The sequence below is a fragment of the Coleofasciculus sp. H7-1 genome, assembly GCF_057473865.1.
Genome location: NZ_JBYCCT010000016.1, coordinates 1 through 16,276, shown reverse-complemented (window position 1 = coordinate 16,276; position 16,276 = coordinate 1). Strand labels below are relative to the sequence as shown.

Genomic DNA, 16,276 nt, shown 5'->3' with positions numbered 1-16,276 from the left:
GTTTTCGCTTTCTGAGTCATTCCCTAAAGTGGGTTTTGAGCAGGTAAACCGACAGCGCGGGGAAATTCCCTCGGTGTGGGTGCCACTTTGCGGAGATAAAGGCAGTGGCGATCGCTGTGACTACAAGGAGTTGCAAACTCGTCTATCGACTCAATGACACCACCCAACTGCACCAGCGCTGGTTGCAAAGCATTAGTTTCTTCTTCTGTCCACTGTCCTCGATAGAGGATGGCTAAGCCACCGAGTTTTAGCAACGGGAGGGCATATTCTGCACAGACAGATGCCGTCGCCACGGCTCTAACAAGTGCCAAGTCGTAAGAAGCTCGATAGTGGGGATGTTGACCAATTTCTTCAGCTCTACCAGTCAGAATAGCAGCATTTTGAATGCCCATCTGAGCGATTAGAGTTTCTAAAAACGCGATTTTTTTGCGCGTGGCATCGAGTAAAGTGACGGTGCAATTGCTGAGGGCGATCGCTATCGGAATCCCCGGAAATCCTCCCCCAGTCCCAATATCGATGGCGCGTTCGACGGAGGGTAGAGATAAGCGATCGCTTGTCCCTACCGAATTCGAGGATAACAAGGGTGCAATTCCCCGCAGAGAATCCCACAGATGTTTTTCCCAAAACTCCATCGGTTCGGTGATGCGAGTTAAATTTAGCTGGCGGTTACCTGCCAAAACCAGTTCGTAAAGGCGCTGAAATTGTTGCCTCTGTTCGGCTTCCGGCTGCCAGCCTAATGTTTGCTGCCAGATGTCTGCCATTTCCGGCAACATTAGCGTCTCAATCTCACCCATAACCGGCAACCTTCAACTTTTTAAATTTCTAACTACCCTTCGGGAAGGGTTTCACCCTACAACTGTCCAAACTCATTTAAGCTGCTGGTTGCGGCTCAATTACTTTGGTTTCCAATGACGCTGGTTCCACCGATTGTAATTCTCCGTGGTTAATAGTCCAACATCGATCGGCGATCGCTAACAACTCACCCGCATCGTGGGTGACAACTAACAGCGTCCAATGGGTTTTGAGTTTTGCTAATAAATTCACCAACTGACGCCGCATTGACCAATCTAATCCAGCGGTGGGTTCATCCAACAACAGCAAATGAGGTTGGCGAATCAGCTGCACTGCTAGAGCAAGGCGTCGCTGTTGACCTCCACTCAAGGAATTCGGTGAGGTATGCAACGGCAGATGTGCCAGATTTACTTCTTGCAGAGCTTCCTTGACTTTTTCCGATCCCAATTCTGGATGCCCTAGGCGCAGTTCCTCTAAAATTGTTCCACCACAAAAATGCCGCTCTGGAAATTGAAACACTAATCCTCCCAGCTGTTGCAGATGTTCGGGAGTAAGTTCTTGGTCTCGCCAGTAGAGGGCACCAGCCGTTTTTTCCGCAAGACCTGCCAGAATTTCTAAAAATGTGCTTTTGCCAGAGCCACTTGGGCCAATAACAAGACCCAGATTGTTCGGTGCTAATTCTAAATTAAGGGCTTTTAGAATCGCAGTTGGGGCAGCGGCGGGGTGATAGGTCAGGTTTTTGAGATAGAGCATTAATTACACGAATAGAAAATAGAAAGCAAACTCGTCAAGGCATCCAGTTGGGAACAAAAAAGCCTTCTTTAATTTTGACTTAAATTATTGGGCACAAAAAAAACTGAACGAAACCTGTTTTTTAGCAAAACGAGTTTTATCCGCAATTACGGATCTCTTCATTCTTACTTTTATACTTGGCATTTACAATAAAATTAACTAAATTTTTCCGGAACCTGGAATTTAGTAACGGCGTCAAACGTATTTAACTCTCTTTTTATCTAGAAGTGACTAATTATACACTTGTTGTTTCTAAATGTTGAGCCGAGGGGCGATGGTAACAGCGTATTTTCTGACGTTACTAGATAACATTTAACATTAGAGACAGCATTCACTCAAGCGTAAGGTTTTGTGAGGATGACGATAATGGATCGGTTTTCGGTTCCTAAGCAGATTATTTCTGCGATCGCTAATGCACCCGCGATTTGCTCTAAGCCTCCGATCGTGCCAGCGTCTGCACGTTTGGCACTGCTCGCATCGCTGATGGCAGTCAGCTTTTGGTCTAGCCCTAGTCTAGCGAATGATCCTTTTCGCTCTAGCAACCCTCGTAACATCGGAGACAGTACAGAAGCCGCTTTCAAGGCAATCTTTGAAAAGGGAAACTATCCACAAGCAAAGCGTTACCTACAGCAAGCGGAAACGCAGGAACCCAACGAACCGCTAGCATACGCAATGAGGGCATCTCTCACCTATTCCTATATTGACTGGAAAGGGGAAAGTGCAGAGAGCAAGCAACAAAAACAAGCTTTGTTGGATGAGTTTAAATTATACGCGGACAAGACGCTGCAAACTGCTGAGCAGCTCACTGTGACCGATCCCTTACGTGGAAATCTTTATACCGCAGTGGGTCATTTTTTACAAGGCGCTCATACGATTGCGATCGCCAATCGAGATGCGATCAAGAGTGGCCCGCAAGCTTTGAGTAAATTGCAGCAGGTATTTGAATACCTTGATAAAGCTGAAAAGGTAGCACCTAATGACGCAGAACTCAACTTGCTCAAGGGGTATATGGATTTGATGATCGCGGTCAATTTGCCTTTTTCTAACCCGAATCAAGCTATTGAACGCTTAGAAAAAGCAGGTCCCTCTTATTTGGCTTATCGGGGAATTGCCGTCGGCTATCGGGACTTGAAGAAGTACGATAAGGCATTGGAATTTGTCGAGAAGGCAAGTCAAATCACGCCGGATAACCCAGAATTGTTCTATCTCAAAGGGCAAATCCTAGTTGAGCAAGGTAAGAAGAAAAACAATAACCAAGCTTTGATCAAGCAGGCGGTGGAGAATTTTGACAAAGCGATCGCTAAAGAAGCTCAACTCCCGGTGAACGTCGTCAAACAGCTGAAGCGAGAACGCAATAAAGCGCAACGCCAGATTACGGGAGGATAAACGCTAAAAGGATGAAGTATAAACGATAGGATGAAAGAAAGGATGAAGTGAGTTCGCGGTTGCCAAAACAATGGATTGAAGCCGAGTCCTCAAATTTCATCCTTTACACTTTATACTTCACAGTTGATATGCAGGTAGTGTTCCGCGAGTTTAACCCTTTCGATCTGTGGATCTGGCTGGAATTCAGCATGGTTCCCTCGGAGATGGAAAAGCAGTATGTCGAGGAGGTGTTTAACTCCTGGTTCTTCTTGGGTAAATTGGGAGGATTTAATGCAGAAAATCTCCAAGTCCAAGATACGGGTTTAGATATCAGCTACATGGATTACGATTCTGAGGCAGCGGATAGCAGTATGATATCGCTGATGCATAATATGGGCGAGTTTGAGTACGAAGGTGGATGGGCACGGTGCTGGCTTGATCTGGGAACCAGTGATGCGATCGCTCTCGATATCTTAATCAACTCTCTCAACCAGCTGAACAAGGAATACGTGACGATTGAACGCTTGTACATTGGCGGCGAAAATGAAGACTGGTCTGTTGAGGGTAGCGAAAGTCGGGCTGCTTTTACTTACGATGAAAATTAGCAAATAACGATGCACAAATCAGGCGAAATTCGGGTGCTTGCCTTGGGGCTAATTCGAGATGGCGATCGCATTTTTATTTCCGAAGGCTATGACCCAGTTAAACAGGATACATTTTATCGCGCCTTAGGGGGCGGCGTTGACTTTGGAGAAACCAGCCTCGAAGCACTGCAACGAGAATTTCAAGAAGAAATCCAGGCTGAATTAACGAATATTCGGTATCTTGGCTGTATCGAAAATTTGTTTACTTTCAACGGTAAGCCTGGTCACGAAATCATTCAACTGTATCAATGTGATTTTGTCGATCCCAAGCTTTATCAGATTGAACGAACGGTTTTTGCTGAAGGCGATCGCCAAAAAGCAGCACTTTGGGTAGAAATTAATCGTTTTAAATCTGCCGAGTTGCGATTAGTCCCAGAAGTATTTTTGGATTACTTGTAATTCTTTAGGGACATGGCAATGCCATGCCCCTACACCTAAAAAAGCTACATCCTTAGCGGATTAAGATTTATCGGAACATACTGCTAACAGAACTATCTTCGTGAACCCGCCAGATCGTCTCACCCAGCACATTTGCCACCGAAAGTACCGTTAGTTGTTCAAATCTATCTGCTTCGGGAACTGGGATTGTATTGGTTACAATCACTTCTTCAAATATCCCGCTTGAGAGTCGCTCAATGGCAGGTGGAGAGAAAACTGCGTGGGTAGCACAGGCATATACCTGCCTAGCTCCTTCTTTGCGTAACAACCGAGCGCCCTCTGAGATGGTGCCGCCGGTGTCGATCATGTCGTCTACTAAGACGGCTGTTTTCCCTTCGACATCGCCAATCAGATTCATCACTTCCGCTACGTTATGCGCTTGCCGACGCTTATCAATAATCGCCAACGGGGCATCGTTTAGCTTTTTTGCAAAGGCTCTGGCTCTAGCCACACCACCCACATCGGGTGAAACAACAACCAAGTCGGATAGTTGCTTGTTTGCCAGGTAATTGATTAGCGCAGGTGAGCCGTAGACGTGATCGAAGGGAATATCAAAATATCCCTGAATCTGGGCTGAGTGCAAATCCATCGCCAAAATTCGGCTGGCTCCAGCCTCCACGATCAGATTCGCAACCAGCTTGGCGGTAATGGATTCGCGTCCCGCTGTTTTGCGGTCGGCTCTAGCATAGCCATAATAGGGAATGACTGCCGTAATTTGTCGAGCCGAGGCGCGGCGACAGGCGTCAACCATGATCAGCAATTCCATCAAGTGATCGTTCACCGGATGGCAAGTGGGTTGAATTAGGTAAACATCACACCCTCGAATCGATTCTTGGATTTGAATGTAAAGCTCTCCATCAGCAAACCGCTTGCGAACCATTGGTCCCAAGTCCATGCCTAGATAGCGAGCAACTTCCTGAGAGAGGGGTATATTGGCAGATCCAGAAAACAGTCGCAGACGATTGTTGTCTGCTATTTGTGGCAGCGTAGGCTGAAGCGATATAGTGGGAGAACGGAGCACAGCAGACCCTCAAGAGCTACTTCGATCGCAATCTTATCATTGTCGCCGAAACGGCTTATAAAATTTATTTGTGAAGAAGGGATGAATATCTGAATCACTTGTTACAGAATATCGAAAAAATTGCTCTGTAGACAAGAATTAGAAAGTTTTAGTCTTAAGTTTGAGAACGTAACTCCTCAATGGAGGTTTGACAGGTACGATCATCTACGTATAATGACTTACGTTTTTGCAATCTCAAGTAAATTGTAAAGGTAAAGTCTCCGTAGTTATCCTAGTAAAAACTAAAATTTGACTCGGATAGGCAAGTCAAAAGTACAGATTTTTAGAAAGATGCTTTGATAATTAATAATTTTTTAACAAGTAGAAAGCAAAGTGAAAATACATCAAAGGAACGCGATCGCCTTTAAGTCCGACGACTAAAGTCCGACGACTAAAGTTGCGGCTAAACAAGCAAAGCCTGACGAGAGCAGGCTTTGTTCTTCTAGCCCCAGGCTTCTAGCCTGTGGGCGTATAGCAAAAACGGGATGCTCATCTTCCAATCAGGCAAGATTGGCGTCTAATGGAACGGTGAGCGACAGCTTTTGCCAAAATAGATCCAGAAAGGTAAGGTAGCATAGCTTTGTCATAAATTGCATCTTGCTTGCCCTTCTTCCCTAGTCCTTATTTATGCAACCCCCTATTGTCATTGGAACGATTCTACAAAACCGCTACCGCTTGATCGGTATTCTCGGTCAGGGAGGGTTCGGACGAACGTATCTAGCAGAAGACCAGGGGCGCTTTAGCGAACGGTGTGCCTTGAAGGAATTAATTCCCGCTCAAGAATCGGCTTATGTGCTGGAGAAAGCAAGGGAACTGTTTCAACGAGAGGCGACGACTCTTTACCAAATCCAACACCCGCAGATTCCCCAGTTCCGGGCTACTTTTGAGCAAGATCAGCGGTTGTTCCTGGTGCAGGACTATGTAGAGGGGAAGACTTATCGGATGCTGCTGGATGAGCGTCGGAGTCAAGGCAATGCTTTCTCGGAGGCAGAAGTGATGCAATTTCTGCGGCAGTTGTTGCCAGTCTTAGCGCACATCCATATTAAGGGGATTATTCATCGAGATATTGCGCCGGACAATATTATTTTACGGGAAAGCGATCGCTTGCCTGTGCTGATCGATTTCGGCGTCGTTAAGGAACTGGCAACTCGGTTTCAGTTACCAGATGTTACCAGACCAGTCGCGACAACGGTGGGGAAACCCGGTTATGCCCCCAGCGAACAAATGCAGGCAGGGCAAGCTTACCCTAGCAGCGACCTCTACGCCTTAGCAGCGACGGCTGCGGTGATGCTCACAGGCAAAGAGCCAGCAGAATTGCTGGATGCCACTCAGTTAACCTGGCAATGGCGCAGGTGGGTGAACGTCAGCGATGGGTTCGCCCAAGTGTTGAATCGGATGTTGAATTATCGACCGGGCGATCGCTACCAATCGGCTGGAGAAGTTGTACAAGCACTCCAATCCCTGACGAATCCAGCCCCCGCCTTTCAACCTCCACCAGCGATCCAACCTCCACCACCAACTTTCCAACCTCCACCTGCTAACCCGCAACCGCCAGTTTCCAGCCCCCAACCGCCCCGTCCGACCACTTCCCAGGTACAAACGGTGGCGGTCGGACGCCGACCCGACCCGGTGACGCCCAACCCTAACAACCCTGGAAACCCGGTCAATCCTAATGCCACCCGTCCAACTCGCCCTGATCCAGTCATTCCCGCACCGCGCGATCGCTCGACTTGGCAAGACCCTTGGGCTGTCTTCGCAGTTGTAATCAGTCTTGCTTTATTAGCTGGACTGGGTTCTTGGGCGTTGGTCAGCTTTGTCATTAATCGGCAGCCTCAACCAACTCCGACTCCGATAGTTTCTGACACCCCAACGCCAACGCCAACCCCGACACCAACGCCAACCCCGACACCGACGCCAACGCCAACGCCAACACCCAGCCTGGAACCAGTCACGTACAGTCAGCGCCTAAACTTAGTACCCGGTCAAACGCTGACTAAACAGGGAAATCTGAAAGGAAACGAAACTCTTAACTACATCATTGGTGGAGAACAAGATCAACAATTAAATTCCTTGCTGACTGACGAAGGTGTTTTAATGACGGTGTTGGGGCCAGATCAAAACCCAATTAGTAAAAATGCTAGGCGAGTCCGAAGTTGGACAGGAACGCTTCCCTTTACCGGCAATTACACCATTCAGCTAAGTCCGATCAAGGGGTTGTCTCAGAGCGACTACAACTTACAGATTAGCCTTGCTAAGCCAGTACCATCGCCAACGCCGACACCCACACCCACACCCACACCCACACCCACTCCCACAGGTCAATTTGACACTCAACCGATTACCTTCCCACCCGGCGAACCGGGAGTGCAAGTTTCGGCTCGAACCAGTCCGCAGCGGATTAAGCGTTACCTGGTAAATGTGCAACAAGGGCAGGTACTGAAAGCGGACATTCAACCGGGTGGGGCAACTTTAGATATTCGGTATCCTGATGGCACTCTGGTGGAAGATGCCTCTGGCGTTTTGTCTTGGCAAGCTCAGGTGCCTCGCGCTGGAGAGTATCAAATCGATGTAATTGCGCCGGAGGAGACACCCTTTACGCTAGATATTAGTGTTCGGTAATGGGTAATTGCTCATGGGTAAACGTTGGAAGATGGATTTCCAACCTGGCAACCTTGCAACTTCTACTGACAACTGACGAGTGACAACTACTTTGAACGCGCTACTAATTAGTGGAACCGATACAGACGCTGGGAAAACAGTTTTGACAACGGCTTTGGCAGCTTATTGGCAGATGTATTGTCCTGCCAAAAGCTTGGGGATGATGAAGCCAATTCAGTCTGGAACTGGGGATAGAGAACTTTACAATCGGCTATTTTCTCTCAATCAATCTTTAGAGGAAATTAATCCGTTGTACTTCCAGGCACCCTTAGCGCCTCCCATCGCTGCTGAACGGGAAGGGACGAGTGTTGACTTAGGAAAAGCTTGGCAAGCGTTTGAAAATCTGCGGCGTCAGCGAGATTTTGTGCTGATGGAAGCACTGGGAGGATTGGGTTCGCCGGTTACAGATGAACTCACGGTGGCGGATTTGGCTAGGGATTGGGGGTTGCCAACGGTATTGGTGGTACCGATAAGATTGGGCGCGATCGCCCAAGCGGTTGCGAATGTTGCCCTCACTCGTCAGTCGGGTGTCCACCTCAAAGGCATCGTTCTTAATTGCGTTCAACCTCTTACCGAACAAGAAATCGCCGATTGGTGTCCAATCGATTTGATTCAGTCTTTAACGAATACACCCGTTTTTGGAATTATGCCCAATCTGAACGATCCCACCGATCTCACTAAACTAGCTCAAGTTGCTTCAGATTTAGATATAGAGCGATTGATGCCACTTTGATTTGGGTAGCGTGTTAGCTTGAAAGAGTATTAGATGTCAATATTTCTTGCGTAGCCTGTGAATTAGTCATGAGTAAACATAAAAAAAACAGTTCATCTGGCTCTAAATCTGCTAGACAGGAATTTGCAAAAGAGCCAACTGTTTCTCCGCAAAAACAAACAGATTCTGCTCAAGAATCTGTTATTTCTTCTACTTTACCTTTGCTGTCTGCACTTCAAGAAGGGAGTATCAATGTTACATTTGCAGCAGCAATGCAGGAGATCCAGGTAGAAACGCTGAGTGAAGTTTTGCAGGAGAGTTTTAATAAAATTGAAGAATATGTATCTAAAGTCAAAAAATTATATTCTCAATTGAGTCAGCAGAACAACAGGTTTCAATCAGCAGGTAAAATAATTAATCGTATAAATTTATTAATAGACACTAAGGCAGCCGTAGCAGAGATTTTAGCCTGGATGTCTGTAGTAGTAAATATTGTAGATTATCTAGTTTTTGAACTAGGAGAACAGTTAAGCAATGATACAATCCGTGTTTTTATAAGAGTTCTTTCTTCCATAATTATTACAATTGATATGGTTTTGACAGGAATGCCGGATAAACCAGCATTCGGAATTACCCTGACTCCCGATCAAAAACAGGTTTCTGAAACAAAAAGTAGAATTTCCGATCTCTTGTCAAGACTAGAAAAAATTAATCAGGAAAATGAGGAAGCGAGTAAAGATTGGGGAAGAGTTGAACAAAATGCTTATGAAAGAATTCTAGAAGGTAGCACTAAAAATGTTTCAGGAGAAGAATTTTTAAGTTGGCTGTCGGATCTGGAGCAAGGGTGTGACGTTTAATATTGAGTTTCATCCTAAAGCGGCTAAAGAAGCTAAAGAGATGCTACTGATGAACCTAGAGCTTGCTTCGGAATTTCGGGAATACTTGGAACTTTTAGCTGAGGAGCCATATAAATTTCCTAAAAAGAAAGGACAGCTAAAATTATGTATAGCTTTAAGTTTTCAAGTAAAAGGTAATGCGTGGCGGTTAATTTTTAGGATTATTGAAACTAGAGAGGTAGTTGAAATCTTAGCAATTGGTTTACATGATGAAGCTTATAGTTCAGCCGAAAGGCGTGTTTAAATATTATTGATTCGTTATATAGGGAAAAAATGTTTGCCACTTCTTTAAGTCCTCTTTCTGTTGATTCATCTCGCATTCGACCGGGAATTCAGGCATTGCAGCCGATGCTAGTGGAGTTGCGGCGGCGACTGCATCAGTGCCCTGAATTAGGGTTTCGAGAGCATTTAACTGCCGAGTTAGTTTCCCAAAAATTGCAAGAATGGGGAATTGAACATGAAACTGGCATTGCAAAAACTGGAATTGTTGCCACAATTAGTGGTAACAAACCAGGTAAAGTGCTAGCAATTCGGGCAGATATGGATGCCCTGCCGATTCAGGAAGAGAATGATGTGCCTTATCGGTCGCAGCATGATGGAGTGATGCACGCTTGCGGTCATGATGGACATACAGCGATCGCTCTCTCCACTGCCTACTATCTTTCGCAGCACCGCGATGACTTTGCTGGCACTATAAAGATTATCTTCCAACCTGCTGAGGAAGGGCCGGGAGGTGCCAAGCCGATGATTGAAGCAGGTGTCTTACAAAATCCCCAGGTAGATGGGATTATTGGGCTGCATTTGTGGAATAATCTGCCTCTGGGCACTGTGGGGGTTCGCAGTGGTCCCTTGATGGCAGCAACAGAGGGGTTTCGCTGCACGATTCAAGGCAAAGGCGGACATGGGGCGATTCCCCATCAAACGGTTGATTCAATTTTAGTTAGCGCTCATATTGTCACTGCCTTGCAGACGATTGTGGCTCGAAATGTCTCGCCACTGGAGTCCGCCGTCGTTACTGTCGGGGAACTTCATGCAGGCAAGGCGCTCAACGTAATTGCCGATACAGCTTTCTTAACGGGTACTGTGAGATATTTCAATCCGCTTCTGGGAGAACTAATTCCTCAACGGATTGAGCAGATTATTGCGGGTGTTTGCCAAAGCCACGGTGCCACTTATCAACTAGACTACAAGCGGCTTTATCCTCCTGTGATTAATGATGCCAAGATGGCGGAACTCGTGCGTTCTGTGGCAGAAGGGGTGGTAGAAACTCCGATTGGAATTGTGCCAGAATGCCAAACAATGGGCGGCGAAGATATGTCGTTCTTTTTGCAAGCTGTACCCGGTTGCTATTTCTTTTTGGGTTCGGCGAATGTAGAAAAAAACTTAGCGTATCCGCACCATCATCCGCGATTTAATTTTGATGAAACAGCGCTAGGGATAGGTGTTGAGATATTTGTCCGGTGTGTTGAGAAATTTTGCGGATTGAAGGATTGAAGGATTGTCAGGTTTAAGGTTTAAAGAGTCATTTGAGCCTGCAATTTATAACCTGCTAACCTAAAACTCGCCTGCAATCTTTCTTCTATCCCATGAGGTGCTGATGACTTCTCAACTGCCAAATTTAACTGATTCGCAACAGGGACAGCAAGCGATCGCCGACTTCGAGCAATCCAGCGTCCCCGGTGTTTGGCTCAGTTTGGATAAACAGCAAGTAATTGCTGATATGCGATCGCGTCTAATCGATCCCTTTCAAGTAAACCAAGGGGGACAACCCTTTTGCGGTCCAGCATCGATTGTATTTGAGCTGGTTCGCAAACAGCCACTCTGGTACGTGCAAATTTGCCGCAGTTTATTTGAAACCGGCGGTTTTCAAGCGAAAACTAGATTTATCCAAGCATCGCCTAGACTGCGCCAAAGCCAAGGCAGACTGCGGATGGGAATGGCAGATTGGATGCTGTTGGCAACCTTGCGCGAATCAGAAAACCTGATTTTTCCAGTCGAACCAAACGCCCCCAACATCATTCGGAATCTGGGCGGGATGACGAAATCTTGGGAGATGAAAGGGTGGGTTAAAGAAGTGCTGGGCTATCGTCAATTTAAATACGCCCATACCTATATTTATGGCGAATTTGATGCGATGCGCGAAGCCGCAGAAGTCATAGCCAGCGGTGGCGTTGCGTTTGCCTTGGTTACTGCTGAAGGATTACTGAGCAACAAACCACCGCTGTTGCCTTACCCAACTCACTGGATTTCCCTATTAGGCAATATTGTTATTCAACCAGGTAAACCTTGGCAGCACGATAGTGGACATATCAGCTTCGACATCTATACTTGGGCAAGAAAGATGCACGTAGACGCAGCTGAAGGGCCATTCGAGGATTATTTTTGGGGAATTGTCATGGGAAGAATGTAGCGATCGCTCCCCAAACCCAACCTAATAAAAATATTTTACGCAGGTACTTGAAGTGTCATCTATCAATGAGATGATTTTTCATGTACTTGGGGAGGATGACGCATTGCAGCAACTGCTACGCATATCCAGAATTATCGATGCGATCAATGAACGCATCGGACGTCTCACCTATTGGCTGGTGCTACTGATGGTACTGGTCGGGGTGTGGAACGTCGCCGGTCGCTACATCGGGCGTTTAATTGGGCAAAACCTGAGTTCTAACGCCTTTATTGAAACTCAGTGGTATATCTTCGACGTGGTTTTCTTGTTGGGAGCCGCTTACGCCCTGAAACACGACGAACACGTGCGCGTGGATATTTTCTACAGTCGCTGGAACTGGAAGTGGAAAGCGTTGGCTGACCTGTTCGGAACGTTATTCTTCCTAATTCCGTTCTGTCTAATGGTGATTTATTTCTCCTGGGACACGATTCTTAATTCTTGGGCAATTCGAGAAATTTCCCCCGATCCAGGTGGATTGGCTCGTTACCCGATTAAATCAATGATTATCGTCAGCTTCGTGCTGCTGATTCTTCAGGGCATTTCCGAGGCAATTAAGAATTTTGCAATTTTCACAGGCAAGCTAGCACCCCAGGAGGAACAGCATGACCCTGGACTATGAATGGTTAGGTCCGGTGATGTTTGGCGGTGCCTTAGTCCTGCTGTCGCTGGGCTACCCCGTGGCGTTTTCTCTGGGGGGTGTGGCGATTCTATTTACCGTCTTGGGCGTGGGACTGGGCATATTTGACCCAGTTTTCTTGACGGCGATGCCCCAGCGGATTTTCGGCATTATGGCGAATTACACGCTACTGGCGATCCCTTATTTCATCTTTATGGGGTCAATGCTGGAAAAATCGGGGGTTGCTGAGCAGTTGCTAGAAACAATGGGGATCTTGTTCGGGCGACTGCGGGGCGGTATTGCTTTAGCGGTAGTTCTGGTGGGGGCGTTATTAGCGGCGACAACTGGCGTCGTGGCAGCAACGGTAGTGGCAATGGGGCTGATTTCCCTGCCGATCATGCTGCGCTACGGCTACAACAAAGAACTGGCTACGGGCGTAATTGTCGCCTCTGGTACTTTAGGGCAAATTATTCCCCCCAGCGTGGTGCTGGTGGTATTGGGAGATCAGCTAGGTGTTTCGGTGGGAGACTTGTTTATCGGCTCGGTGATTCCGGGTTTGATGATGGCGGGTGCCTTCGCCCTACACGTAGTCATAGTGGCGTTTCTCAAGCCAGAAGTCGCACCTGCATTACCCCTTTCAGTGCGGAATATCGGTGGTAAAGCGCTGGGATTGCGCGTGCTGAAGGTGATGGTGCCACCGTTGGTGTTGATTTTGTTGGTATTGGGCAGTATCTTTTTTGGCATTGCCACGCCGACGGAAGCGGGTGCTGTTGGATGTGTAGGAGCGATCGCGCTAGCTGTTGCGAACCGTCAGTTGAGCTGGGACGCATTGCGACGAGTTTGCGATGCCACGATGCGGATCACCAGCATGGTGATTTTTATTTTGTTTGGCTCAACAGCATTTAGTTTGGTATTCCGGGGACTCAATGGCGATCGCTTTATGTTCGATGTCCTCTCCAATCTCCCTGGCGGCAGAACCGGCTTCTTGGTCGTTAGTATGCTGGTGGTGTTTGCACTAGGCTTTTTTATCGATTTTTTTGAAATCGCTTTTATCATCGTGCCCTTATTTGTGCCAGTTGCTCAACAATTGGGAATCGATCTCGTTTGGTACGGTGTCGTCTTAGGAGCGAACCTACAGACTTCTTTTCTCACACCGCCCTTTGGTTTTGCTCTTTTTTACCTGCGTGGCGTTGCACCTCCGGAAGTGACCACAACCGATATTTACCGGGGTGTTGTACCCTTTATCCTGCTCCAACTGCTGGTTCTGGTGTTGATTATTGTTTTTCCAGGTATTGTTACCTTCTTACCGTCGCTCAGTCTTTAGAAGGGTTGAAAAAGCATTGAAAGTTGAAAGGTTGAACCAGGGTTAAAAGTTAAACAATTAAAGGTTTCGCCTGTAATCTGCCAACGTGCAACTTGATTCTATCGTCAAGATAAGATCGGTCGAGCAGAGTTTCTAACCTGTAACTTGTCAGCCTGCAATGCCACCCCAACTTTCTAACTTTTTTCCTGAGGATAGGCGAAATTGGCAAAACTTAGTTCATTGACTTGATTCCACTTGTAAACCTGCTCTCTAAATTTCTTCCACTGTTCGTAAACTTGCTTGAAAGTGGCATCCTTAGCAGCATTTGCCTCATACAAATCGAAGGATGCCTTCTCGGCTGCCTGCATAATCTCCTTAGAGTAAGGCGTTAGCTTTGTACCTCCAGCAACCAGTGCTGTGAGCGCCTGTGCATTCAAGGCATCATACTGAGCCAGCATATTTAGATTGGCTTCCATCGTGGCACTTTTCAAGACTTGTTGGTAATCCTTCGGTAATTGCTGCCACTTTGACAGATTAATCTGGATTTCCAATGTTGCTCCAGGTTCCCACCAGCCTGGATAGTAGTAGAACTGCGCTGCCTTATTCAAGCCCAGCTTCACGTCATCATGCGGGCCAACCCACTCAGCGGCATCAATCGCTCCTCGGTCAAGTGCTAGATATATCTCGCCCCCTGGCAATACCTGAACATTGACGCCTAGACGGCTCATCACTTCACCGCCTAATCCAGGGATACGCATCTTCAAGCCGTTCAAGTCAGTCACTGACTTGATTTCTCGCTTGAACCAGCCTCCCATTTGAGTGCCAGTGTTGCCAGCAGGAAAGTTGATAACGCCAAAGTCTGAGTAGAGCTTTTGCATTGCTTCCAGTCCGCCAGCGTGGTAGAGCCATGCGTTCTGCTGTTGGGCATTCAGACCAAAAGGCACGGCTGTACCAAAACCCAGTGCAGGATTTTTTCCTATGTAGTAATAACTTGCAGTGTGACCGCACTCCAAAGTTCCAGATTGTACGGCGTCTAGAACTTGTAGACCGGGCACGATTTCACCCGCTGCGAAGGGGGTAATCGTGAAGCGTCCGCCGGTCATTTCGCTGACGCGCCTGCAAACTGTATCAGCTCCCCCAAAGATAGTTTCGAGCGATTTAGGCCAGCTGGTTGCCATCCTCCACCGAATTCTTGGCTGGGCGTTAGTTTGAACACCTGAGCGTGTGGCTGTTCGGCTACAGGCACCCAGCGCCGCCGCACTAGCGGCTCCAATAGCAGTGCTGCTGACAAAGTGTCTTCGTTTCATAAGTTTTGCTCAAATACCTAGAAAACCCAATCTGAGGGAAATTTGTAGTTTAAAACAGATTCATGTGGTGAAAATATGACAATCCTAGCAGAGTCGGAGTCCTCTAGGTACGCTTCTACCTTAGGTTAGGTGACAGTGGGAGTTTGAATGACTAAAGTTTAATGCCTGAGATCGCGCCAGTAAGATCCTTGAGAGCGATCGCGCTCATGAAATGCTCAATAACTATGGTTTGGTTCGTATTTGCTACTTTAACCGCTATTTTTGAATCATTAAAGGATGTTTTCAGCAAAAAAGTTCTCAAAAGTCTCGATGAATATATTGTTGCTTGGTCTTTAATCTTTTTTACACTAATTCTTTTAATTCCTCTTTTATTTTTTATCGAACTTCCCTTTTTAAAAAGTCAGTTTTGGATAGCCTTAATCGTTGGTAGTTCGCTGAATGTTCTAGCAACTATTCTTTATATAAAAGCACTTAAAATTTCCGATTTATCCCTAACAATCCCTCTTATTACCTTTACCCCCTTATTTCTGCTCATCACTTCCCCGCTCATTGTCAACGAATATCCTACTTTATTCGATTCATTAGGAATTTTTCTAAGTGTTGCAGGTTCTTATGTATTAAACATTAGACAAAAACACAGAGGATATTTAGCTCCGTTTCGTTCGCTGCTTAAGCAAAATGGGCCAAAGCTAATGTTATTGGTTGCTTTTATATGGAGCATAACTTCCAACTTTGACAAAATGGGGGTAAAAAATTCTTCTCCCATTTTTTGGGCAATTGTTATGTATGCATTTATTGCAGTTACCATGCTGCCAATAATACTGTATAAATCCAAGCAAAATCTAGAGCAAATTCTCTATCACTTAAAATATTTAGCTCCAATGGGGCTATTTAATGCATTAGCAGTATTGTTTCAGATGATAGCAATCAATATGACTCTGGTGGCACACGTTATTGCCATTAAAAGGATGAGTGCGCTCCTGAGTGTATTTTTTGGATACTTAATTTTTAAAGAAGAAGGAATAAAAGAAAGAGCAATAGGAGCTAGCCTAATGATTTTGGGTGTGTTAGTAATAACGGGCGTTGCTGAATTAGGGTATGATAAAGTGAGCGATCATGCGAGCGCCAAAAAAAACACTCATGAAGATGCAATATTATGCAATGCCCTGAATGTCAGTCAACTCATATTAATAAAAATGGTCAGAAAAAAGGCAAACAGAATTATATCTGTGTCAGATGTAAGA

The 16,276-nt window shown here is 46.3% G+C and carries 16 protein-coding genes and 1 pseudogene; 13 read left to right on the top strand and 4 right to left on the bottom strand.

Translation table 11 applies throughout. The features are described 5' to 3' along the window. Nucleotides 1–23: 23 nt before the first annotated feature. Both rsmG and AC2VDX_RS04710 read right to left on the bottom strand, forming a co-directional pair. Nucleotides 24–794: a 16S rRNA (guanine(527)-N(7))-methyltransferase RsmG gene (gene rsmG / locus AC2VDX_RS04715; protein WP_378175811.1), complete on the bottom strand. Its 771-nt coding sequence runs from the start codon at nt 792–794 to the stop codon at nt 24–26. Nucleotides 795–870: 76 nt separating this feature from the next. After that, nucleotides 871–1,545, bottom strand: a complete 675-nt coding sequence (locus AC2VDX_RS04710; RefSeq protein WP_378175808.1) for an ABC transporter ATP-binding protein — start codon at nt 1,543–1,545, stop codon at nt 871–873. Nucleotides 1,546–1,950: 405 nt separating this feature from the next. Here AC2VDX_RS04710 and AC2VDX_RS04705 point away from each other — a divergent pair, with 405 nt between their 5' ends. The 3 genes from AC2VDX_RS04705 to AC2VDX_RS04695 all read left to right on the top strand — a co-directional run bounded on the left by AC2VDX_RS04705 (nt 1,951) and on the right by AC2VDX_RS04695 (nt 3,992). After that, nucleotides 1,951–2,970, top strand: coding sequence for a Sll0314/Alr1548 family TPR repeat-containing protein (locus tag AC2VDX_RS04705; RefSeq protein WP_378175805.1), 1,020 nt, complete (start codon nt 1,951–1,953; stop codon nt 2,968–2,970). 128 nt (nt 2,971–3,098) lie between these two features. Then, complete coding sequence (locus AC2VDX_RS04700) at nt 3,099–3,554, top strand: DUF3531 family protein (RefSeq protein WP_378175842.1); 456 nt, start codon at nt 3,099–3,101, stop codon at nt 3,552–3,554. A gap of 9 nt (nt 3,555–3,563) precedes the next feature. Further along, nucleotides 3,564–3,992 carry an NUDIX hydrolase gene (locus AC2VDX_RS04695; RefSeq protein ID WP_378175802.1) on the top strand — a complete coding sequence of 143 codons (429 nt, stop codon included), beginning with the start codon at nt 3,564–3,566 and terminating at the stop codon, nt 3,990–3,992. Nucleotides 3,993–4,059: 67 nt separating this feature from the next. Here AC2VDX_RS04695 and AC2VDX_RS04690 read toward each other — a convergent pair whose 3' ends face one another. Continuing rightward, the gene (locus tag AC2VDX_RS04690) at nt 4,060–5,052 is read right to left on the bottom strand and encodes a ribose-phosphate pyrophosphokinase (RefSeq protein ID WP_378175799.1); all 993 of its coding nucleotides are present in this window, start codon (nt 5,050–5,052) and stop codon (nt 4,060–4,062) included. A gap of 666 nt (nt 5,053–5,718) precedes the next feature. Here AC2VDX_RS04690 and AC2VDX_RS04685 point away from each other — a divergent pair. The 8 genes from AC2VDX_RS04685 (at nt 5,719) to AC2VDX_RS04650 (ending at nt 13,746) form a co-directional block, all read left to right on the top strand. Beyond that, nucleotides 5,719–7,710 carry a protein kinase domain-containing protein gene (locus tag AC2VDX_RS04685; RefSeq protein ID WP_378175795.1) on the top strand — a complete coding sequence of 664 codons (1,992 nt, stop codon included), beginning with the start codon at nt 5,719–5,721 and terminating at the stop codon, nt 7,708–7,710. Nucleotides 7,711–7,801: 91 nt separating this feature from the next. Next, nucleotides 7,802–8,482: a dethiobiotin synthase gene (gene bioD / locus AC2VDX_RS04680; RefSeq protein WP_378175839.1), complete on the top strand. Its 681-nt coding sequence runs from the start codon at nt 7,802–7,804 to the stop codon at nt 8,480–8,482. 68 nt (nt 8,483–8,550) lie between these two features. Beyond that, nucleotides 8,551–9,318, top strand: a complete 768-nt coding sequence (locus AC2VDX_RS04675) for a hypothetical protein (RefSeq protein WP_378175792.1) — start codon at nt 8,551–8,553, stop codon at nt 9,316–9,318. Then, on the top strand, nt 9,308–9,601 hold the full coding sequence (locus tag AC2VDX_RS04670) for a type II toxin-antitoxin system RelE family toxin (RefSeq protein WP_378175789.1): 294 nt from the start codon (nt 9,308–9,310) through the stop codon (nt 9,599–9,601). The genes AC2VDX_RS04675 and AC2VDX_RS04670 overlap by 11 nt, the downstream gene beginning before the upstream one ends. A gap of 29 nt (nt 9,602–9,630) precedes the next feature. Further along, a complete protein-coding gene (locus AC2VDX_RS04665; RefSeq protein ID WP_378175786.1) occupies nt 9,631–10,851 on the top strand; it encodes a M20 metallopeptidase family protein in 1,221 nt (406 codons plus the stop codon). 103 nt (nt 10,852–10,954) lie between these two features. After that, entirely contained in the window at nt 10,955–11,767 is an 813-nt protein-coding gene (locus tag AC2VDX_RS04660) for a hypothetical protein (RefSeq protein ID WP_378175783.1), read from the top strand. A gap of 103 nt (nt 11,768–11,870) precedes the next feature. Further along, nucleotides 11,871–12,425 carry a TRAP transporter small permease subunit gene (locus tag AC2VDX_RS04655; RefSeq protein ID WP_378175836.1) on the top strand — a complete coding sequence of 185 codons (555 nt, stop codon included), beginning with the start codon at nt 11,871–11,873 and terminating at the stop codon, nt 12,423–12,425. Continuing rightward, the gene (locus tag AC2VDX_RS04650; RefSeq protein ID WP_378175780.1) at nt 12,409–13,746 is read left to right on the top strand and encodes a TRAP transporter large permease; all 1,338 of its coding nucleotides are present in this window, start codon (nt 12,409–12,411) and stop codon (nt 13,744–13,746) included. The genes AC2VDX_RS04655 and AC2VDX_RS04650 overlap by 17 nt, the downstream gene beginning before the upstream one ends. A 173-nt stretch (nt 13,747–13,919) precedes the next feature. On the opposite strand, the gene AC2VDX_RS04645 is transcribed toward AC2VDX_RS04650, so the two are convergent. After that, a complete protein-coding gene (locus AC2VDX_RS04645) occupies nt 13,920–15,032 on the bottom strand; it encodes a TRAP transporter substrate-binding protein (RefSeq protein ID WP_378175777.1) in 1,113 nt (370 codons plus the stop codon). 161 nt (nt 15,033–15,193) lie between these two features. Between AC2VDX_RS04645 and AC2VDX_RS04640 the strand changes: the two are divergent. Further along, a pseudogene (locus AC2VDX_RS04640) lies at nt 15,194–16,099 on the top strand (EamA family transporter); the annotation flags it as partial. An 89-nt stretch (nt 16,100–16,188) separates the two neighbouring features. Then, nucleotides 16,189–16,276, top strand: an 88-nt coding sequence (locus AC2VDX_RS04635) for a transposase-like zinc-binding domain-containing protein (RefSeq protein ID WP_486928107.1), incomplete at its 3' end; no start/stop codon positions are given.

Bases quoted from the DNA above. Each gene is read 5' to 3' on its own strand.
- rsmG (WP_378175811.1), bottom strand. From the start codon at position 794: ATGGGTGAGATTGAGACGCTAATGTTGCCGGAAATGGCAGACATCTGG.
- AC2VDX_RS04710 (WP_378175808.1), bottom strand. From the start codon at position 1,545: ATGCTCTATCTCAAAAACCTGACCTATCACCCCGCCGCTGCCCCAACT.
- AC2VDX_RS04705 (WP_378175805.1), top strand. From the start codon at position 1,951: ATGGATCGGTTTTCGGTTCCTAAGCAGATTATTTCTGCGATCGCTAAT.
- AC2VDX_RS04700 (WP_378175842.1), top strand. From the start codon at position 3,099: ATGCAGGTAGTGTTCCGCGAGTTTAACCCTTTCGATCTGTGGATCTGG.
- AC2VDX_RS04695 (WP_378175802.1), top strand. From the start codon at position 3,564: ATGCACAAATCAGGCGAAATTCGGGTGCTTGCCTTGGGGCTAATTCGA.
- AC2VDX_RS04685 (WP_378175795.1), top strand. From the start codon at position 5,719: ATGCAACCCCCTATTGTCATTGGAACGATTCTACAAAACCGCTACCGC.
- AC2VDX_RS04675 (WP_378175792.1), top strand. From the start codon at position 8,551: ATGAGTAAACATAAAAAAAACAGTTCATCTGGCTCTAAATCTGCTAGA.
- AC2VDX_RS04665 (WP_378175786.1), top strand. From the start codon at position 9,631: ATGTTTGCCACTTCTTTAAGTCCTCTTTCTGTTGATTCATCTCGCATT.
- AC2VDX_RS04660 (WP_378175783.1), top strand. From the start codon at position 10,955: ATGACTTCTCAACTGCCAAATTTAACTGATTCGCAACAGGGACAGCAA.
- AC2VDX_RS04650 (WP_378175780.1), top strand. From the start codon at position 12,409: ATGACCCTGGACTATGAATGGTTAGGTCCGGTGATGTTTGGCGGTGCC.
- AC2VDX_RS04645 (WP_378175777.1), bottom strand. From the start codon at position 15,032: ATGAAACGAAGACACTTTGTCAGCAGCACTGCTATTGGAGCCGCTAGT.